Origin of the sequence: Phenylobacterium sp. (assembly GCF_046590535.1) — a bacterium.
Lineage (GTDB): Bacteria > Pseudomonadota > Alphaproteobacteria > Caulobacterales > Caulobacteraceae > Phenylobacterium.
Genome location: NZ_JBKJTG010000186.1, coordinates 17,840 through 34,931 on the forward strand (window position 1 = coordinate 17,840; position 17,092 = coordinate 34,931).

The 17,092-nt window shown below is 68.3% G+C and carries 17 protein-coding genes; 13 read left to right on the forward strand and 4 right to left on the reverse strand.

Features of this window, described 5'->3' with window-relative positions:
• Nucleotides 1-74 precede the first annotated feature (74 nt).
• Nucleotides 75-1,283: a CaiB/BaiF CoA transferase family protein gene (locus ACLL81_RS11150; RefSeq protein ID WP_411288415.1), complete on the reverse strand. Its 1,209-nt coding sequence runs from the start codon at nucleotides 1,281-1,283 to the stop codon at nucleotides 75-77.
• A 192-nt stretch (nucleotides 1,284-1,475) separates the two neighbouring features.
• On the opposite strand from ACLL81_RS11150, the gene ACLL81_RS11155 reads away from it, so the two are divergent.
• From ACLL81_RS11155 to mmcB, 7 genes are all read left to right on the forward strand, one after another.
• A complete protein-coding gene (locus ACLL81_RS11155) occupies nucleotides 1,476-1,916 on the forward strand; it encodes a DUF4142 domain-containing protein (RefSeq protein ID WP_411288431.1) in 441 nt (146 codons plus the stop codon).
• Nucleotides 1,913-2,593 carry a fumarylacetoacetate hydrolase family protein gene (locus ACLL81_RS11160; protein ID WP_411288416.1) on the forward strand — a complete coding sequence of 227 codons (681 nt, stop codon included), beginning with the start codon at nucleotides 1,913-1,915 and terminating at the stop codon, nucleotides 2,591-2,593. The genes ACLL81_RS11155 and ACLL81_RS11160 overlap by 4 nt, the downstream gene beginning before the upstream one ends.
• On the forward strand, nucleotides 2,593-3,237 hold the full coding sequence (gene maiA, locus ACLL81_RS11165; RefSeq protein ID WP_411288417.1) for a maleylacetoacetate isomerase: 645 nt from the start codon (nucleotides 2,593-2,595) through the stop codon (nucleotides 3,235-3,237). The genes ACLL81_RS11160 and maiA overlap by 1 nt, the downstream gene beginning before the upstream one ends.
• Entirely contained in the window at nucleotides 3,237-3,851 is a 615-nt protein-coding gene (locus ACLL81_RS11170; protein ID WP_411288418.1) for a carbonic anhydrase, read from the forward strand. The genes maiA and ACLL81_RS11170 overlap by 1 nt, the downstream gene beginning before the upstream one ends.
• A 133-nt stretch (nucleotides 3,852-3,984) precedes the next feature.
• Nucleotides 3,985-5,787 carry a M2 family metallopeptidase gene (locus tag ACLL81_RS11175; RefSeq protein WP_411288419.1) on the forward strand — a complete coding sequence of 601 codons (1,803 nt, stop codon included), beginning with the start codon at nucleotides 3,985-3,987 and terminating at the stop codon, nucleotides 5,785-5,787.
• A gap of 146 nt (nucleotides 5,788-5,933) precedes the next feature.
• The gene (locus ACLL81_RS11180) at nucleotides 5,934-7,058 is read left to right on the forward strand and encodes a ferritin-like domain-containing protein (protein ID WP_411288420.1); all 1,125 of its coding nucleotides are present in this window, start codon (nucleotides 5,934-5,936) and stop codon (nucleotides 7,056-7,058) included.
• Between the two features lie 47 nt (nucleotides 7,059-7,105).
• Nucleotides 7,106-7,561, forward strand: coding sequence for a DNA repair putative endonuclease MmcB (gene mmcB, locus ACLL81_RS11185; protein WP_411288421.1), 456 nt, complete (start codon nucleotides 7,106-7,108; stop codon nucleotides 7,559-7,561).
• Nucleotides 7,562-7,564: 3 nt separating this feature from the next.
• Here the strand turns inward: mmcB and ACLL81_RS11190 are convergent, their stop codons facing one another.
• Together ACLL81_RS11190 and ACLL81_RS11195 are read right to left on the reverse strand one after the other, a co-directional pair.
• The gene (locus ACLL81_RS11190) at nucleotides 7,565-8,122 is read right to left on the reverse strand and encodes an ActR/PrrA/RegA family redox response regulator transcription factor (RefSeq protein ID WP_411288422.1); all 558 of its coding nucleotides are present in this window, start codon (nucleotides 8,120-8,122) and stop codon (nucleotides 7,565-7,567) included.
• 82 nt (nucleotides 8,123-8,204) lie between these two features.
• A complete protein-coding gene (locus ACLL81_RS11195; protein ID WP_411288423.1) occupies nucleotides 8,205-9,593 on the reverse strand; it encodes an ActS/PrrB/RegB family redox-sensitive histidine kinase in 1,389 nt (462 codons plus the stop codon).
• Between the two features lie 63 nt (nucleotides 9,594-9,656).
• Here ACLL81_RS11195 and ACLL81_RS11200 point away from each other — a divergent pair, with 63 nt between their 5' ends.
• The 3 genes from ACLL81_RS11200 to ACLL81_RS11210 all read left to right on the forward strand — a co-directional run bounded on the left by ACLL81_RS11200 (nucleotide 9,657) and on the right by ACLL81_RS11210 (nucleotide 12,385).
• Nucleotides 9,657-10,268 (forward strand): SCO family protein, encoded by a 612-nt coding sequence (locus tag ACLL81_RS11200; protein WP_411288424.1) that lies wholly within the window; start codon nucleotides 9,657-9,659, stop codon nucleotides 10,266-10,268.
• A 98-nt stretch (nucleotides 10,269-10,366) separates the two neighbouring features.
• A complete protein-coding gene (locus ACLL81_RS11205; protein WP_411288425.1) occupies nucleotides 10,367-11,638 on the forward strand; it encodes a polyhydroxyalkanoate depolymerase in 1,272 nt (423 codons plus the stop codon).
• A 9-nt stretch (nucleotides 11,639-11,647) separates the two neighbouring features.
• Nucleotides 11,648-12,385 carry a M48 family metallopeptidase gene (locus ACLL81_RS11210; protein WP_411288426.1) on the forward strand — a complete coding sequence of 246 codons (738 nt, stop codon included), beginning with the start codon at nucleotides 11,648-11,650 and terminating at the stop codon, nucleotides 12,383-12,385.
• On the opposite strand, the gene ACLL81_RS11215 is transcribed toward ACLL81_RS11210, so the two are convergent.
• Entirely contained in the window at nucleotides 12,382-14,361 is a 1,980-nt protein-coding gene (locus ACLL81_RS11215; RefSeq protein WP_411288427.1) for a transglycosylase domain-containing protein, read from the reverse strand. The two genes, ACLL81_RS11210 and ACLL81_RS11215, sit on opposite strands and share 4 nt — an antisense overlap.
• 303 nt (nucleotides 14,362-14,664) lie before the next feature.
• Here ACLL81_RS11215 and ACLL81_RS11220 point away from each other — a divergent pair, with 303 nt between their 5' ends.
• The 3 genes from ACLL81_RS11220 to atpA all read left to right on the forward strand — a co-directional run.
• The gene (locus ACLL81_RS11220) at nucleotides 14,665-15,006 is read left to right on the forward strand and encodes a CC_3452 family protein (protein WP_411288428.1); all 342 of its coding nucleotides are present in this window, start codon (nucleotides 14,665-14,667) and stop codon (nucleotides 15,004-15,006) included.
• Between the two features lie 286 nt (nucleotides 15,007-15,292).
• Nucleotides 15,293-15,847, forward strand: coding sequence for a F0F1 ATP synthase subunit delta (locus tag ACLL81_RS11225; RefSeq protein ID WP_411288429.1), 555 nt, complete (start codon nucleotides 15,293-15,295; stop codon nucleotides 15,845-15,847).
• A 4-nt stretch (nucleotides 15,848-15,851) separates the two neighbouring features.
• The coding region (gene atpA, locus ACLL81_RS11230) for a F0F1 ATP synthase subunit alpha (RefSeq protein ID WP_411288430.1) at nucleotides 15,852-17,092 on the forward strand (1,241 nt) is incomplete at its 3' end.

The following is a 17,092-nucleotide window of genomic DNA, read 5'->3' on the forward strand; positions in this document are numbered from 1 at the left end:
CGGCAACCGCAGGAGCCGGACCGGCGGCTCAGGGACATCGCCCGTGTCACGCGACCCGACCTCCTGCGTGCTCGTCAGATCACGCCCTTCTTGCGCAGCGCCGCTACGTCTGCGGGCGAGAGTCCCGCGCGTTCTCGCAGGACTTCGTCCGTGTGCTGACCCAGTTCCGGGCCGGGCCAGCGCACCCGCCCCGGCGTCGCCGAGAGCCGGGGGAAGGCGTTCTGCATCTTCAGCTTGCCGAACACCGGATGGTCGGTCTCCACGATCGCCTCGCGGGCGACGAACTGCGGGTCGTCTAGCATGTCCGGCGCGCGGTAGACCCGGCTGGACGGCACCCCCTTCTCGCCCAGCAGGCGCAACAGATCGGGCAGGGTCTGTTCGCCCGTCCACGCAGCGATAATCGTATCGAGCTCGGCCTGGTGGCGCCCGCGCGCGGCGTGATTGACGAAGCGGGAGTCGGTCTTCAGGTCCGGCCGCCCCATGGCCTCGGTGAGGCGCGCATAGACGGTGTCGCCGTTGCCGCCTATCAGGATCAACTCTCCGCCGGCGCAGGGGTAGGCGTTGGACGGCGCGATGCCCGGCAGCACCGAACCCGAACGCTCCCGGACATAGCCTGTTAGGTCGTACTCGGTGATCAGGTTCTCCATCACCGCCAGCACGCTCTCGTATAGGGCGGCGTCCACCACCTGGCCGCGGCCGGTGCGGTCCTTGGCGTGCAGCGCCATCATCACCCCCATGACCGCGTGCATGGCCGCCAGGCTGTCGCCGATGGAGATGCCCGCCCGGGCCGGCGGGCGGTCCGGCTCGCCTGTGACGTGGCGCAGGCCACCCATCGCCTCGCCGATCAGGCCGTAGCCGGCGCGCTGCGAATAGGGGCCGGTCTGGCCGAAGCCGGAGACCCTGGCCATCACCAGCCCGGGATTGGCTGCCGAGAGCGCCTCGTAGCCCAGGCCCCACTTCTCCATGGCGCCGGGACGGAAGTTCTCCACCACCACATCGGCGCCCTCGATCAGGGTGCGGGCGATCGCCTGGCCTTCGGAGGTGCGCAGATCCATGCCCAGGGACTTCTTATTGCGCCCGATCACCGGCCACCAAGGCGACAGCCCCTTGGGCAGGCTGCGGCCCCACTGGCGCATGGGATCGCCGACCCTGGGGTCCTCGATCTTGATCACCTCGGCGCCGAAGTCGCCGAGGATTTGGCCGCAGAATGGCCCGGCGATGAGGGTGCCCATCTCGATGACCACAAGTCCGGCCAGGGGTCCGTCGGCAAATGTCTCGCTCATGGGTGTGACGCACTCTCTGGAACCGTCGGCGGGCGGGCCGGCTTCTCGAACCAGGTCCAGTGGGCCGCGCCCGGATCGGCTGTCAACGACCTGGGGCCCTCGATGCCGCGACCCCTGCCGATCGTCGCCGTCGCTGCAGTGCTCGCGGCCTGAGACCGGGGAGCGGGAACGCCAGCCCCGGACGCGCACCTGATCCTCACCCTACCCACGCCGGCGAACGAGGCCGCCGCGCCGGACTTCGTCGTCAAGGTCACCGCCCTGGACATGTTCCAGATCGCCGCCGCCAGGATCGCCCTGCAGCGCTTTAAAGATCCCCGGGGCCGTCAGTTCGCCGCGGCAATGCTGCGCGCCAACCAGGCTTCCGCCGCCCGCCTCAAGGTCGCGCTCACAGGGTCCAGCCCGGCGCTGGCGCCGCCGGCCATCCTGCCGGACGACAAGCAGGACCGGATTGAGCAACTCACCACGGTCCCGGCCGCGGAATTCGGCCGGCCTTACATGGACGCCCAGGTGACTGCGCAGCCCTTCAAGCCCAGCAGAGGTTCGAGCGTGCCCGGGCGCTCCTCGACGTCCTTGCCTGAGCGCGCCGGCTCCGGCTTCCCTTCGCCGGGCAAGCCGCTTAAAGCCGCCTCATGACCGAGTACGTCGTCGCCCCGCCGGCCGTCACAGTCGTGCCCGTGGAGGGCGAGGCCCGGGGCTTCCCCGTGCGCCGAATCCTCTGCGTGGGCCGCAACTACGCCGCCCACCGCCGCGAGATGGGCGGCGACGACCGCGATCCGCCATTCTTCTTCACCAAGCCCGCCGACGCCATCGTCCCGCCGGGCGGCGACGTGACCTATCCGCAGCGCACCGCCAACCTGCATTACGAGATCGAGCTGGTGGTGGCGCTGAAGGGCGGCGGCGCCGAGGTGTCCACCGACCAGGCCCTAGACCTCGTGTTCGGCTATGCAGTGGGCGTCGATCTGACGCGTCGCGATCTGCAGAATGCGGCCAAGGATAAGGGCCAGCCGTGGGACGCGTCCAAGGGCTTCGACCAGTCCGCGCCGATCTCGACGATCCGCCCCTGGTCCGGGCTTGCCCCGCAGGGAGCCATCCGGCTTTCGGTGAACGGGATGGTCCGCCAGGACGCGGTGGTCGCCGACATGATCTGGAACGTCGCGGAGATCGTCTCGGAGGCTTCCAGGCTCTGGCGCCTGGAGCCCGGCGACCTGATCTTCACCGGCACGCCGGAAGGCGTCGGCCCGCTGGTCCGCGGCGACCGAGTCGAAGGCGAGGTCGAGGGCGTCGGCGTCGTGAGCTTCGGGATCGTCTGATGGGCTTCGTCCTGCACAGCGCCTGGCGCGCCACCGCCCCCTACCGGGTCCGCATCGGCCTGGCGCTCAAGGGCGTGACCTACGACTACGCCGCCGTCGACCTGCTTAAGGGCGAACAACGCGAGCCGGCCTATCGGGCGGTCAATCCACAAGGCCTGACGCCGGCCCTCGATATAGGCGGCGGCCGGGTGCTGACCCAGAGCCTGGCGATCCTGGAATGGCTGGAGGAGGCCTATCCGGAGCCCGCGATCCTGCCCGTCGATGCCCTCGACCGGGCCGCGGTGCGCGCCATGGCCGGGATCATCGCCTGCGACGTCCATCCGCTGAACAACACCCGGGTCGGCCGCCAGCTCAACAAGATGGGTATCGACCAGGCCGGCATCCTGGCCTGGACGCAGCTATGGATCACCGAGGGCTTCGACGCCCTGGAGCCGATGGTGGCCAGGCATTCCCGCGGCTTTGCGTTCGGCGACACCCCCACCCTCGCCGACTGCTGCCTCGTGCCCCAGGTCTATTCGGCCAACCGCTACCAGGTGGACTTGGCGCCGTGGCCGGCGATCCGCGCCGCCGTCGGCCACGCCGCCAGGCATCCCGCCATCGCCGCCGCTCACCCCCACAACCAGCCCGACGCGAAGCCCGCCTGATGCTCGACGACCTGAAGGACAACAACCGGGCCTGGGCCCAGCGCAAGGTGGCCATCGATCCGGGCTTTTTCCGCCGGCTGGAGGGCCAGCAGGCGCCGAAATACCTGTGGATCGGTTGCTCCGACAGCCGGGTGCCGGCCAACGATATCGTCGGCCTTGATCCGGGAGAGCTGTTCGTTCACCGCAACGTCGCCAACCTGGCCCCGCCGCAGGACGCCAACTATCTCAGCGTGCTGCAGTTCGCCGTTGACGTGATCAAGGTCGAGCACGTCCTGGTGGTTGGCCACTACGGCTGCGGCGGCGTGGCCGCGGCGGTGGATGGCCAGCGGCGCGGGCTGGTGGACCACTGGCTGCATCCGATCCGCGAGACCCAGAACGAACACCGAGAGGAGCTGGACGCCCTGGACGGGCCCAAGGCCCGCTGGGACCGGTTGGTGGAACTCAATGTCCAGCGCCAGGTGCGCAACGTCGCCTCCGATGTATTCGTGCAGGACGCCTGGGCGCGCGGCCAGCCGCTATGCGTGCACGGCTGGGTCTATTCGCTCGCCAACGGCCTCGTGAACGACCTGGGTGTCAGCGTCGCCGGCCCCGACGAGGTTGCCGGGCCGGGCTAGGCGCCCGGCCATCCTCCCGCGCGCCCGACCGCTCGACGCATGTGGCTTGACGCCGCCGCCGCCGGGGTCTTGCATCCGCGCCAATAGAGCGGCGCTGAGACGCCCTCATGACCCCTCAGGAAGAGACGTCCCGATGAAATGGCAACTCCTGGCCGCCGCCGCTGCGGCCGTCCTCCTCGCCACGGGCCCCGCCGCAGCCCAGGGCGCCCAGCCCACCGCCGCCGAGGCCAAGGCCTTCGTGGAGGCCGCCGAGACCCAGCTCGCCGCCGCCGGGGAGTATGCCGCCAGGGCGGCCTGGGTGCGGGCCAACTTCATCACCGAGGACACCCAGTGGCTGGACTCCCGCGCCGCCGCCGAAGGGGCCCAGCTGGTCACCAAACTCGCCTTGCAGGCGGCCCGGTTCAACGGCGTCGTCGTTGATGGGGTGACCGCACGCAAGCTCAAGCTCTTGAAGCTCTACCTGACCCTGCCGCCAGCCGAGCGGCCCGGTGCGGCGGCGGAGCTCGCCTTCCTGTCCACCAAGCTCAACTCCACCTACTCGACTGGGAAGTTCGCCTACAAGGGCAAGCCCATCACCCTGAACGACGCCGAGGACGTCATGCGTCTCTCCCGCGACCCGGCCGAGCTGAAGGCCGTGTGGGAGGGCTGGCACTCGATCTCGCCGGTGATGCGGCCCGACTACGCCCGGCTGGTGACGCTCGCCAACGAGGGCTCCAAGGGTCTGGGCTTCGCCGACACCGGCGCGCTCTGGCGCTCCAACTACGACATGGAGCCCGACGCCTTCGCAGCCGAGACTGACCGGTTGTGGAAGCAGGTTGAGCCGTTCTACCGCAACCTGCATTGCTACGTGCGGGCGAAGCTAAACGCTAAGTACGGCGACGCCGTGCAGGCCAGGACTGGCCCGATCCGCGCCGACCTCCTGGGCAACATGTGGGCCCAGCAGTGGGGCCATATCTACGACGTGGTGCAGCCCACCGGCGGGACCGCCAGCTACAGCCTAGACAAACAGCTCACGGTCCAGGGCTATGACGCGGTGAAGATGGTCAAGACGGGCGAGAAATTCTACTCGTCGCTGGGCTTTGCGCCCCTGCCGGAAACCTTTTGGAGGCGTTCGCTGATCGTGCGGCCGCAGGATCGCGAGGTGGTCTGCCACGCCTCGGCCTGGGACGTGGACTCCAAGGACGATATCCGGATCAAGATGTGCACCAAGGTGACCGGCGAAGATTTCGCCACGGTCCACCACGAACTGGGCCACAACTACTACCAGCGCGCTTACAAGAACCAGCCGACGTTGTTCCGGGGCGCCGCCAACGACGGGTTCCATGAGGCGATTGGTGACTTCGCGGCGCTGTCGGCCACCACGCCAACCTACCTGCAGCAGGTGGGCCTCTTGCAGAGCGTGCCCGGCGCGGAGGAGGACATCCCGTTCCTCCTGAAGATGGCGCTCGACAAGATCGCCTTCCTGCCGTTCGGCCTGCTGGTCGATCGCTGGCGCTGGCAGGTGTTCTCCGGCCAAGTGACGCCGGAGACCTACAACGACGCATGGTGGAAGCTGCGCACCCAGTACCAGGGCATTGTGCCGCCCGGCCGGCGCCCGGCCGACGCCTTTGACCCCGGGGCCAAGTACCACGTGCCCGGAAACACCCCGTACACCCGCTATTTCCTGGCCCACATCTACCAGTTCCAGTTCCACCGGGCGGCCTGCAAGCAGGCCGGCTGGAAGGGGCCGCTGCACCGCTGCTCCGTCTATGGCCAGAAGGAAGTGGGGGCGAAGTTCAACGCCATGATGGAACTTGGCCAGTCTCAGCCGTGGCCGCAGACCCTGGCCACCTTCACCGGCGAGACCCGCACCGACGCCAGCGCCGTGGCGGCCTACTTCCACCCCCTCGACAAGTGGCTGACCGTGCAGAACAAGGGCCAGCGCTGCGGCTGGTGACGATCAGGCCGCCCTCGCCGCGCGTGAGCGGGGCGGCCACGGCCGCGCGGCTTTCCTTTGACGTGCCCGGCGTCCGGCGCGAAGCTTGCGCCATTGATGACGACAGGCCCGCGACACAGGGGCCGGACGATTACCGGAGGAACGTGATGGCCGACGGCAACATCACCAAGGACGTCATGTATGGCGCGGTGGCGCCTGAAGACTTCGAGTCCATGCTGGAGCTGGACCGCTACGGCGCCCGCTCCACGGCCTTCGACAAGATCATCAGCGCCACCCATGACCACTTCTGGGATCCGCTCGACAAGCGGTACATCGATTTCGACGAGCCCTTCGACCTCGTGAACGAGGCTCTGTTGCCCGAGGAGCAGCAGCCGATCCTGCGGCTTCCCTACGTGGCCGAGACCCTGAAGGACCCCAAGGAGCGCATCCGCTTCATCAACTACATGCAGCTCTACAATTTCTCCTCGATCCTGCACGGAGAGCAGGGCGCGCTGAACCTGTCGGCCTCGCTCTGTCATGTGCTCAAGGACCAGGGCGCGCAGGAATACGCAGCCAACCAGACCCGGGAGGAGGCCCGCCACGTCACCGCCTTCGCCAAATACATCAAGGCCCGCTGGGACCGGCCGGTGGAGTGCGGGGTAGCGCTAAAGTCGCTGCTGATCGAGATCATCGAGGCGCCGGAGGTCTACAAGAAGATCGTCGGCATGCAGATGCTGGTGGAGGGGCTGGCCATGGGCGCCTTCGCCCACGGCTACCGCCACAACCGCGATCCCCTGGCCCGCAAGATGTTCCAGCTGGTGATGACCGACGAGGCCTTCCACCACAAGTTCGGGAAGATCTGGGCCGACCGCACCATCCCGGAGCTCACCCAGCCCGAGCGCGACCTGATCGAGGACTGGACCGCCCACTGCGCCCAGAAGCTGCTGTTCGACCGCGGCTCGCCGGTGCAGCAAGCGAAGATCTACGGGGAGTTCGGCCTGGACCCGGAGCGGGTGGTCGCCGACATCATCCAGCGCCGCAAGGACCGCGACCCGACCCGCCGGTTCCGCGGCGACACCAATATCTTCCGGGTGCTGATCAAGACCTTGTTCAAGGCCGGCCTGATCACCGACCGCACCCGCAGCTTCTACGCGATGTACGTGGACATGGACGAGCTGGCCGCCGAGGGGGACCGCATGGTCGGCGACGACATCGCCGAGGACGGCATCCGCTACCTGCAGGAGATCAACTTCAAGGGCCGCGCCCGGCCGGTGATTATCGCGGCGGAGTAGCTCGGCCCCCCTTGCGTCTGGAACGAAGGCGGAACAGGGTGGCGGCCATGGACGTCTCTGTCACGCTCATCGCCGTCTCGCGCCCGGAAACCACCGCCGCCGTCACCCGCGGCGCCGCGCGCTTCCTGACGGCGCTGGGCTATGCGCCGCTCACCGAGGTTTGCCTGCCCAATGGCCGGCGCGCGGACATCATGGCTGTGGGGCGGAAGGGCGAGATATTCATCGTCGAAGTGAAGTCGGGCCTCGAGGACTTTCGCACCGACCAGAAGTGGACTGAGTACAGCCCTTACTGCGATGCCTTTGCCTTCGCCGTGGCGCCGGAATTCCCCCGCGAGATCCTGCCTGAGGAGCCTGGCCTGATCGTCGCCGACGGCTTCGGCGGGGCGATCCTGCGCGAGGCCTCGGCGGTCCCCCTGGTCGGCGCCCGGCGCAAGGCGCTCACCCTGGCCTTCGCCCGTCTCGCCGCGCTCAGGGCGGCGGGCATGTCGGCGATGGAGCTGTAGCGGCTAGCGCGGGGCGCGCTTGGCCAGGATGCGCTGCAGGGTGCGGCGGTGCATGTTGAGCCTGCGGGCGGTCTCCGAGACGTTGTGGCCGCACAGCTCATAGACCCGCTGGATGTGCTCCCAGCGCACCCGGTCGGCGCTCATCGGGTTCTCCGGCGGGGCCGCCGAGTCACCGGCCCGGGCCAGGAGGGCGCGGGCCACGTCGTCGGCGTCGGCGGGCTTGGACAGATAGTCTACCGCGCCGGCCTTCACCGCCTGCACCGCCGTGGCGATATTGCCGTAGCCGGTCAGCATGATGATCTTGGCGTCGGGCCGGGCGTCGCGGACCGCCTCCACCACCTTCAGCCCGGTACCGTCCTCCAGCCGCATGTCGAGCACCGCGAAGGCTGGGGCGTGAGTCCTGACCGCGGCGATCGCCTCGGCGACGCTACCCACCAGGGTCGGCTCGAAACCGCGCTGCTCCAGCGCTCGGCCCAGGCGGGTCCGCAAGGGAGCGTCGTCGTCCAGCACGAGCAGCGACTTGTCGGCTAGGGCGGCGACGTCGGCGGAAAGATCGGTCATTCGCGGCCCCCTTGACGGGGCTCCCTGTAGTCGTCTGCGGCATTCTGTCGCACATCAACGCTGTTCGGCAAGCTTTGGCGCCCTAAAGCACCTCAATGCGCGCTCTTGCCCAGCGCGCGGAGACCACCGCGCCCCGGGGGCGCCCGTTCTGAAACGTCACGACAGCCCCGGTCCGTTCCAGAAGCGTCTTGGCGATGAAGAACCCCAAGCCCATGCCGATGTGGCCGGTTCGTGACCCTTCTGCTCCGGGTCGGGTGGTGACGTACGGCTCGCCGAGCTTGGCCAGAATTTCCGGGGCGAACCCAGGGCCGTCGTCGCGCACCTCGATGGACACCGTCTCGGCGTCGAACCGGGCGGTCACCAGCACCTCGGAGGTGGCGAAATCGACCGCGTTCTCCACGAAGGAAGTCATGGCGTGGGTGATCTCGGGCAGTCGGTGAATGTCCGGGGTCTGCACGTTCTTGGCGCCGGTGACGATGGCCTCCACCCGGACATCCTTGGTTCCGCCGTGCGGCTCGATGACCTCTTGTACCAGCTGGCGCAGCGATAGGCGCTCGTGCACCTCGTCGGAGGCGTCCGCGGGGGCGTCGGTCAGACGGCGCAGAATCTCACGGCAGCGCTCGGCCTGGGCAATCAGCAAGTCCGCGTCGTCCTTCACACTCGCGGTGGGCGCCTCGCGGGAGAGTTCCTTGGCGACGATGGAGATGGTGGCCAGCGGCGTGCCCAGCTCATGGGCCGCGGCGGCCGCCAGGGCGCCCAGGGCCGACAGCCGCTGCTCCCGGGCCAGCACCGCCTGGGTGACGTCCAGCGCCAGCGCCATGCGCGCCGATTCGTCGGCCGCCTGGCGCACATAGCCGGCGATCAGGGCGATGCCGGCGATGTTGGCGATCGCCGCGGCCAGCCGGTAGCTCAGCGGCAGGCCGGCCTCCAGCCCCGGGATCGCCGGCAGCGGCAGGGCGAAGAAGGCCAGCGCGATGGACGCGGCCACTGCCAGCGCCGCAAGCGCCAGCATCAGGCGGGCCGGCAGGGTGGCCGCGGCCAGGGTCACCGGGGCGATCAGCAGCAGCACGAAGGGATTGGCAGTGCCGCCGGTCAAGAACACCAGGGCGCTGATCTGCAAAACGTCGAGGCAGAGCTGGCCCGCCGCCTCCATGTCGCCCATCACCCGCTGGCCGGGTGACGCCACCCCTGTCAGGAGGTTGATCCAGGCGCCGACGCCGATCACTGCGAAGCACAGCGGGTAGGGCGCGTGCAGCCCAAGGCCCAGGCCCATCACAACCAGCAACAGCACCTCGCCGCCGATCACCAGCCAGCGCAGGGTGACCAGGGTGCGGACCCGCAGGTGACTGCGGCGAAGGGCGTCCGCGTCGAAGTCGCCTTCCTCCGACGCGCCGATTCCTTGCGTGCGCGTACCGCCCGCCTTATCGAGGCCGATGGATTTCAGCGCCTGGGGGGCGGCTGGGGTCCGCATGCTCGCCATGGTCCTCAGGATCGCCAATCGGCGGCCCGCTGACGAGCCCTAAAGGAAACGGCCATGTCCCGGCGGACGCTTGCCCTCTTTGCGCTGCTCGCCTTGGCCCTGGCCATTCTCACCGGTCTCGCTGTCAGGAAGGGCGTCCTTGGGGCCCCTCAGCAAACCGCCCTCGTGGGCGGGCCGTTCCAATTGGTCGATCAGGCCGGCCGCGCGGTCGACCAGGACGTGCTGAAGGGAAAGTGGAGCGCGGTGTTCTTCGGCTTCACCTACTGCCCCGACGCCTGCCCCACGACGCTGTTCGCCCTGGGCCAGGCCGAGAAGCTGCTGGGAGAGCGGGCCCGCGACGTCCAGACGGTGTTCATCTCCGTGGACCCGGCGCGCGACACGCCCAGGCAGGTCGCCGGATACCTGGACAACGACGCCTTCCCCCGGCGCATTCTGGGCCTGACCGGCAGCCCCGAGCAGGTCTCCCAGGCCGCCCGGGCCTATCGCGTCTACTACAAGAAGGCCGGCGAGGGCCCCGACTACGTCGTGGACCACTCCACCATCACCTACCTGATGACGCCACGCGGCCAGTTCGCCTGCGTCATACCCTATGGCGCCACGCCGGAGCAGATCGCCGGCAAGATCACCTCGGCCATGAAGCTCGGGCCCCGCGCGCAGTCCTGCTGAGGGTGCGGATCCCCGGAGAACGGGGAGGAATCGACCTAAAGCTCGTGCAGCCTATTAACGCGCCACATGTTAATGCTGCGGCGCAACACGAGGTCTGCATGCTCTATACCCTCTACGAGGCCGGCTACTACGCCTGCACGCCGCTGCGTTACGCCGCGCTTGCCGCCCGGGATTTCTGGAGCTCGCCGCTCAATCCGGCGGCGGACACCGCGCTGGGCCGCCGGCTCTACGCCTCGTCCGACCTGTTCGCCAACCTGACGCGGCGCTACGGCAAGCCGGACTGGAAGGTCGACAGCGTGCAGATCGACGGTCACATCGTGCGCGTGCGCGCCACGGAGGTCTGGTCCAGCCCCTGGTGCAAGCTCACCCACTTCGCCCGCGACATGGCCGACATGCGCAGGGCAGGCCGCCGCGAGCTGGAACCCGCCGTGCTGATCGCCGCCCCCCTGTCCGGCCACTACGCCACCCTGCTGCGCGGGACGGTGGAAGGCTTCCTGCAGGACCACGAGGTCTACATCACCGAGTGGTCCAACGCCCGCGACGTCCCGGTGATGGAAGGCAGCTTCGACTTTCACGACTACATCGACCAAATTCGCCTGATGCTGCGCCAGATGGGCCCGCGCCCGCACGTGGTCGCCGTGTGCCAGCCGGGTCCCGCGGTGCTGGCCGCCGCCGCCCTGATGGCGGAGGACGACGAGGAGTGCCGCCCGGCGTCCATGACCTTCATGGGTTCGCCCATCGACGCGCGTCTGTCGCCGACCGTCACCAACAAGCTGGCGGAGGAGAAGCCCTTCGCCTGGTTCAAGTCGAACATGATCTACACCGTGCCTGGCCCCTATCCGGGGGTGGGTCGGCGCGTCTATCCGGGCTTCGTCCAGCTCGCCAGCTTCATGTCCATGAACCTGGAGAAGCACCAGGACGCGCACTTCCGCTACCTGCAGCAGCTGATGGCTGGCGACGGCGACAGCGCTGACAAGCACTTGGAATTCTACGACGAGTACCTGGCCGCCCTCGACCTCACCGAGGAGTTCTACCTCCAGACCGTTGACGTGGTGTTCCAGCGCTACCTCTTGCCCAAGGGCGAGCTGGAGCACGACGGCCGCCGGGTGCGGCCCGAGCTGATCACCGATATCGGCCTGCTCACCGTCGAGGGCGAGAACGACGACATCTCCGGCATCGGCCAGACCCAGGCGGCGCATGACCTCTGCTCAGGCCTGCCGGCCGAGCTGAAGGAAGACTACGTGCAGCGCACCGTGGGCCACTACGGGGTCTTCAACGGCAAGCGCTTCCGCGAGGAGATCTATCCTCGGGTGCGCGCGTTCATCCGCCGCACCGACATGGCCTTCGACAAGCGCCGGGCCGCCGCCTAGATTCCACCCATGAGTCTCTTCGGCTGCGCCTTCGCCGACGGCGACCGGCTGGAGGTGGCCGGGGCGGTTGTCCGGCTGAAGATTCACAGCCGCGCGCGGCGGGTATCGCTTCGGCTGGACCGCACGCGGCGCGAGATCGTCGCCACCGCGCCCTCGGCCCGCAGGCTGGGCGAGGCCGCCGCCTTTGCCCGTGACCGCGCGTCCTGGATCGCCGAGCGGCTGGCCGAGCTCCCGGAAGCCGCGCCGTTGCATCCGGGCCTGACCCTGGAGGTGTTCGGCGAGCCGGTGCGCCTGGAGGCCACCTCCGGGCGGGCCAGCTGGATCGAGGCTGCCGACGACCAGTGCGCGCGCATCTGCGCCATGGGGGAGGGCGAGGGCTATGCCCGCGCGGTGATCCTGATTCTGCGCAAGCGCGCCTTGGCGGTGCTCGGCGAGCGCACCGCTCACTATGCTGGCCATCTCGGCGCGCCGATGCCGAAGGTGGCGATCATGGACGCCAAGGGCCGCTGGGGCTCCTGCCGGCCGGGCCCGCGTGGCGGTCCGGGCTCAATCCGCTATTCCTGGCGCTTGGCGCTCGCCCCCTTCGCGGTCGCCGACTACGTGGCCGCCCACGAGTGCGCCCACCTTCTGGAGCTCAACCACGGCCCGCAATTCTGGGCCCACGTCAAAGCCCTGGTGGGCGACGAGCGCCGCCATCGCGCCTGGCTCCGCGCCGAGGGCGCCCGGCTGCACGCCTTCGGGCGCTAGTAGGGGGGTTCTTCCGCCTTGCGCTCGAACTCCGAAGGCGGGGGCTCGTCGCGCTCAGGGGTCAGGAAATCGGTGACCCCGTCGATGATGTCGCCGATCGGGTCGGGGCCCTTCGGCTCGGACGCGATCACCCCACCGGGGATCGGCTGCACCTTCAGGCGCGGTAGGGCGGCGGTCATGAAGTCGTGCCAGATGCCGGCCGGCGCCCCGCCGCCCGTCACCCGCTTCATCGGCTTGTTGTCGTCCTTGCCCACCCACACGGCGGTGACGAAGCCGCCGGTGTAGCCGACGAACCAGGCGTCGCGGTAGTCGCTGGTGGTGCCGGTCTTGCCGGCGATGTCGAAGCCCGCCACCCGGGCGCGGGTCCCGGTGCCCGACGCGATAGTCTGGCGCATCATCTGGTTCATGTACTGCAGGCCGGGGGAGCCGATCACCGCGCGCTTCTCGGGCCGGTCGACGCCGTGGTCATAGAGCACCCGGCCGGTGGCCGTGCGGATCCGCTCTATGCCATATCCCTTGGCCAGGAAGCCGCCGTTGGCGAAGGGCGCAAAGGCCTGGGCCATTTCGAGCGGGCTGACCTCGACCGCCCCCAGGGCCATCGAGGGATCGAGCTGAATCGGCGAGGTGATGCCCAGCCGGCGCGCCGTCGCCGCCACGTTGGAGGTGCCGACCTCGTTGGCCAGCCGGGCCGCGACGGTGTTCACCGATTGGGCCAGCGCGGTCTGCAGGGTGATGGAGCCCAGATACTGGCCGGTGTAGTTGCGCGGCTGCCAGGTCCCGATCGACACCGGCTCGTCGACCACCGGAGTGTTCGGCGTGCGGCCGGCTTCCATGGCGGTGAGATAGACGAAGGGCTTGAAGGACGAACCGGCCTGCCGCCTGGCCATGGTCGCCCGGTCGAACTGGCTCTGCAGATAGTTGGTGCCGCCCACGTAGGCGCGGATGCGGCCTTCGCCGTCGATGGAGACCAGTGCGGCCTGCTGCACCCCCTGGCTCTTGGCGGCGGCCACACCGCGCTGCACGGCCTGTTCGGCGGACGCCTGCAGCGGCAGGTCCAGGGTGGTTTCCACCACCAGGTCCTCGGTGGGCTCGCCCACCAGGTTACGCACCTGGTCGTCCACCCAGTCGGTGAAGTACTGCGCCCGCTGGTTGGCCAGCACCGGGTTGACCCTCACCTTGTTCTTGAAGGCCTCGTCACGTTCGGCGGGCGTAATCGCGCGCAGGCGCACCATCTCGTCGAGCACGATGGTGGCGCGCCGGGCCGCCCGGTCGGTGGCCGCCACCGGCGAATAGCGCGACGGACCCTTCATCATGCCGGCCAACAAGGCGCTTTCGCCCAGGGTGAGCTGGGAAGCGGGCCGGCCGAAGTAGCGCTGCGAGGCGGCCTCGATGCCATAGGCCCCCGCCCCGAAGTAGACCCGGTTCAGATAGAGTTCGAGGATTTGCTTCTTGGAAAACCGGGCCTCCAGCCAGACCGCCAGGATCAGCTCCTGGGCCTTGCGGCGATAGGTCTGGTTGGGGGTCAGGAACAGGTTGCGGGCCAACTGCTGGGTGATCGTCGAGCCACCGCGCAGCGGCCCGCTCTCCCGGCGCAGGTTGTAGATTTGGCTTCGCAGTATGCCCCAGGGATTGAAGCCCACATGCCAGTAGTACCAGCGGTCCTCGATGGCGATGAAAGCCTTGGGCACGTGGGGCGGCAGGCGGTCTAGGTCCACGGGGGGCGCGTACTGGCTACCGCGCACCGCCACCAGCGCGCCGGAGCGGTCCAGGTAGGACACGGACGGCTGGCGCTTCACGTCATAGAGCTTGGAGGTGTCGGGCAGATCGACGGCGAACACAGCGAAGAAGGCGACCAGGAAGATCAGTCCCCACACGCCCAGCACCAGCGTCCAGTAGATGATCGCCTGAAACAATGAGCGTCCGCGGGGCGCTCCGGGTCCGCGACCGCCCTGCCGTGGCGACTGCGCGTTGGCCATCTTGACGTCGTCCTACCCGTAAGAGCCGCCCCCGGCCGGTGAGCCATATCCCACGACCACCCAACCCCCAACAAGATTGACGAGGTGTGAACGCGGGGCGCCAAGGCACCGCGATCAGCTCTGCATTGCTGCATACCCGCCGTGCGAAAATAGCGATTGCGTCCGATCTTAACAGCGTTATCTTAGCGTTGCTTAGTTCGAGGCGCGCTCCGGGTGGGGATACCCTGGGCGACTCCCGCAGCGGACTAGGCCGGCGTCTGAGCAGGACGTCGCCACTCCCCGAAACGCCCGGAGGGCTCTCCTATGAAGCTCCATACCCTTGCGGCTGCCTGCGCCGCGCTTGTCACCTTGTCGGCCGGCTCCGCCATGGCCGCCGAACAGATCTCAGCCAAGCTGCAGACGGCCGTGCCTGAGAAGACCAAGTTTATCGCAGGCGGCGCCATGTTTGTCTGTGAGGCCGACGCCTGCGTGGCTACGTCCCCGACGTCCCAGACCTTCGCCACCGGGACCTGCAAGGTCATCGCTGGCAAGGTCGGCATGGTCACCGCGTTCGGCGGCCGCAAGCTGCTGGACGACAGCCGGCTCGGCGACTGCAACGCCCAAGCGATCGCCCGCACGGACGGCGGTGCCGAACTGGCCAAGTAGTAGTCCACTTCTCTCCCAGCGGCTCCGTTGTCGAGCTTCTGACCCTAAAGGGCGTCGGCGCCAGCCGGCGCTCTCTCTTTTTTTGCGGCTTCGGGGCGCCAAATTCGTCCGCCGGGGTCCCGTTTGGTTGCGGCGCAAAAGATCGCGTGCTACTAGGCGCGCGGCTTTGGGCAAGGGGTCGATGCAAGTCCTCAAACTGATGTGCGTTTTTCAAGCACTTTCAAGCCTTTAAGGCCGCAGCGGAGGCTCCCGCCGCGGCTCTTTACACGCACCGGGCGGACAATAAGTGGCGGACGACTCCAAGGCTTCGAATGTGGGTGGCAGATATGCCCAGGCCCTGTTCGATCTCGCGAACGATCAGAACCAAGTCGCAGCCGTCGAGGCGGACCTGAAATCGCTGAAGGCTGCCCTAGCGGAAAGCCGCGACCTGCGCACTCTGCTCTACTCCCCGTCGTTCAGCGCCGAGGACAAAGGGAAAGGCCTCATCGCCATCGCCGCCAAGGCCGGTTTCACCGTCACCACTCAGAAGTTCCTGGGCCTGCTCTCCGCCAACGGCCGCGCCTCGGTGCTGGCCGCGGTGATCGCAGGCTTCGAGGCGCTTTCGGCCAAGGCCCGCGGCGCGGTCTCCGCCGAGGTGGTCACCGCCGTCCCGCTCAGCGACGCCCAGGCCAAGGGGGTCGCCGCCGCGCTTCGCCAGGCGCTGGGCAAGGACCCCGAAATTTCCACCCGCGTCGATCCCGCCATCCTCGGCGGCATCAAGGTGCGGGTCGGCTCCCGTCTGTTCGACGCTTCGCTCCGCTCGAAGCTCGATTCCCTGAAGTTCGCCCTGAAGAGAGCGTAAGACCATGGACATCCGCGCCGCCGAAATTTCGGCCATCCTCAAGTCGCAGATCGCCAATTTCGGCGAGGAAGCTGACGTCTCCGACGTCGGTTCGGTCCTCTCCGTCGGCGACGGCATCGCCCGCGTGTTCGGCCTCGACAATGTCCAGGCCGGCGAAATGGTCGAATTCCCCAAAGCCGGGGTGAAGGGCATGGCCCTGAACCTGGAGCGCGACAACGTCGGCATCGTGATCTTCGGCGAAGACCGAGCGATCTCGGAAGGCGACGAGGTCCGCCGCTTGGGCGAGATCGTCGACGTGCCGGTGGGCAAGGGCCTCCTGGGCCGGGTGGTCAATCCGCTGGGCGAGCCTATCGACGGCAAGGGTCCGCTGACCAATGTGGCCGAACGCCGCCGCGTGGACGTCAAGGCGCCCGGCATCATCCCGCGCAAGTCGGTGCACGAGCCAGTGCAGACGGGCCTGAAGGCCATCGACACCCTGATCCCGGTGGGCCGCGGCCAGCGCGAGCTGATCATCGGCGACCGCCAGACCGGCAAAACCGCCGTGGCCATCGACACGATCCTCAATCAGAAGTCGATCAACGCTGGGACGGACGAGAGCGCCAAGCTCTACTGCATCTACGTCGCCATCGGCCAGAAGCGCTCGACGGTGGCCCAGATCGTCAAGACGCTCGAGGAGCGCGGCGCGCTGGACTACACGATCGTGGTTTCGGCCACCGCGTCGGAGCCGGCCCCGTTGCAGTTCCTGGCGCCCTTCGCCGGCTGCGCCATGGGCGAGTGGTTCCGCGACAACGGCATGCACGCCGTGATCGTCTATGACGATCTGTCCAAGCAGGCTGTCGCTTACCGCCAGATGTCGCTGCTGCTGCGTCGTCCGCCGGGCCGCGAAGCCTATCCGGGCGACGTCTTCTACCTCCACTCTCGCCTGCTCGAGCGCGCCGCCAAGATGAACGATGCCAATGGCAACGGTTCGCTAACCGCGCTGCCGATCATCGAGACCCAAGCGGGCGACGTGTCGGCTTATATCCCGACCAACGTGATTTCGATCACCGACGGCCAGATCTTCCTCGAGACCGACCTGTTCTACCAGGGGGTTCGTCCGGCGATCAACGTCGGGCTTTCCGTGTCTCGCGTCGGCTCGGCCGCGCAGACCAAGGCGATGAAGAAGGTCTCGGGCTCGATCAAGCTGGAGCTCGCGCAATATCGCGAAATGGCGGCCTTCGCGCAGTTCGGCTCGGATCTCGACGC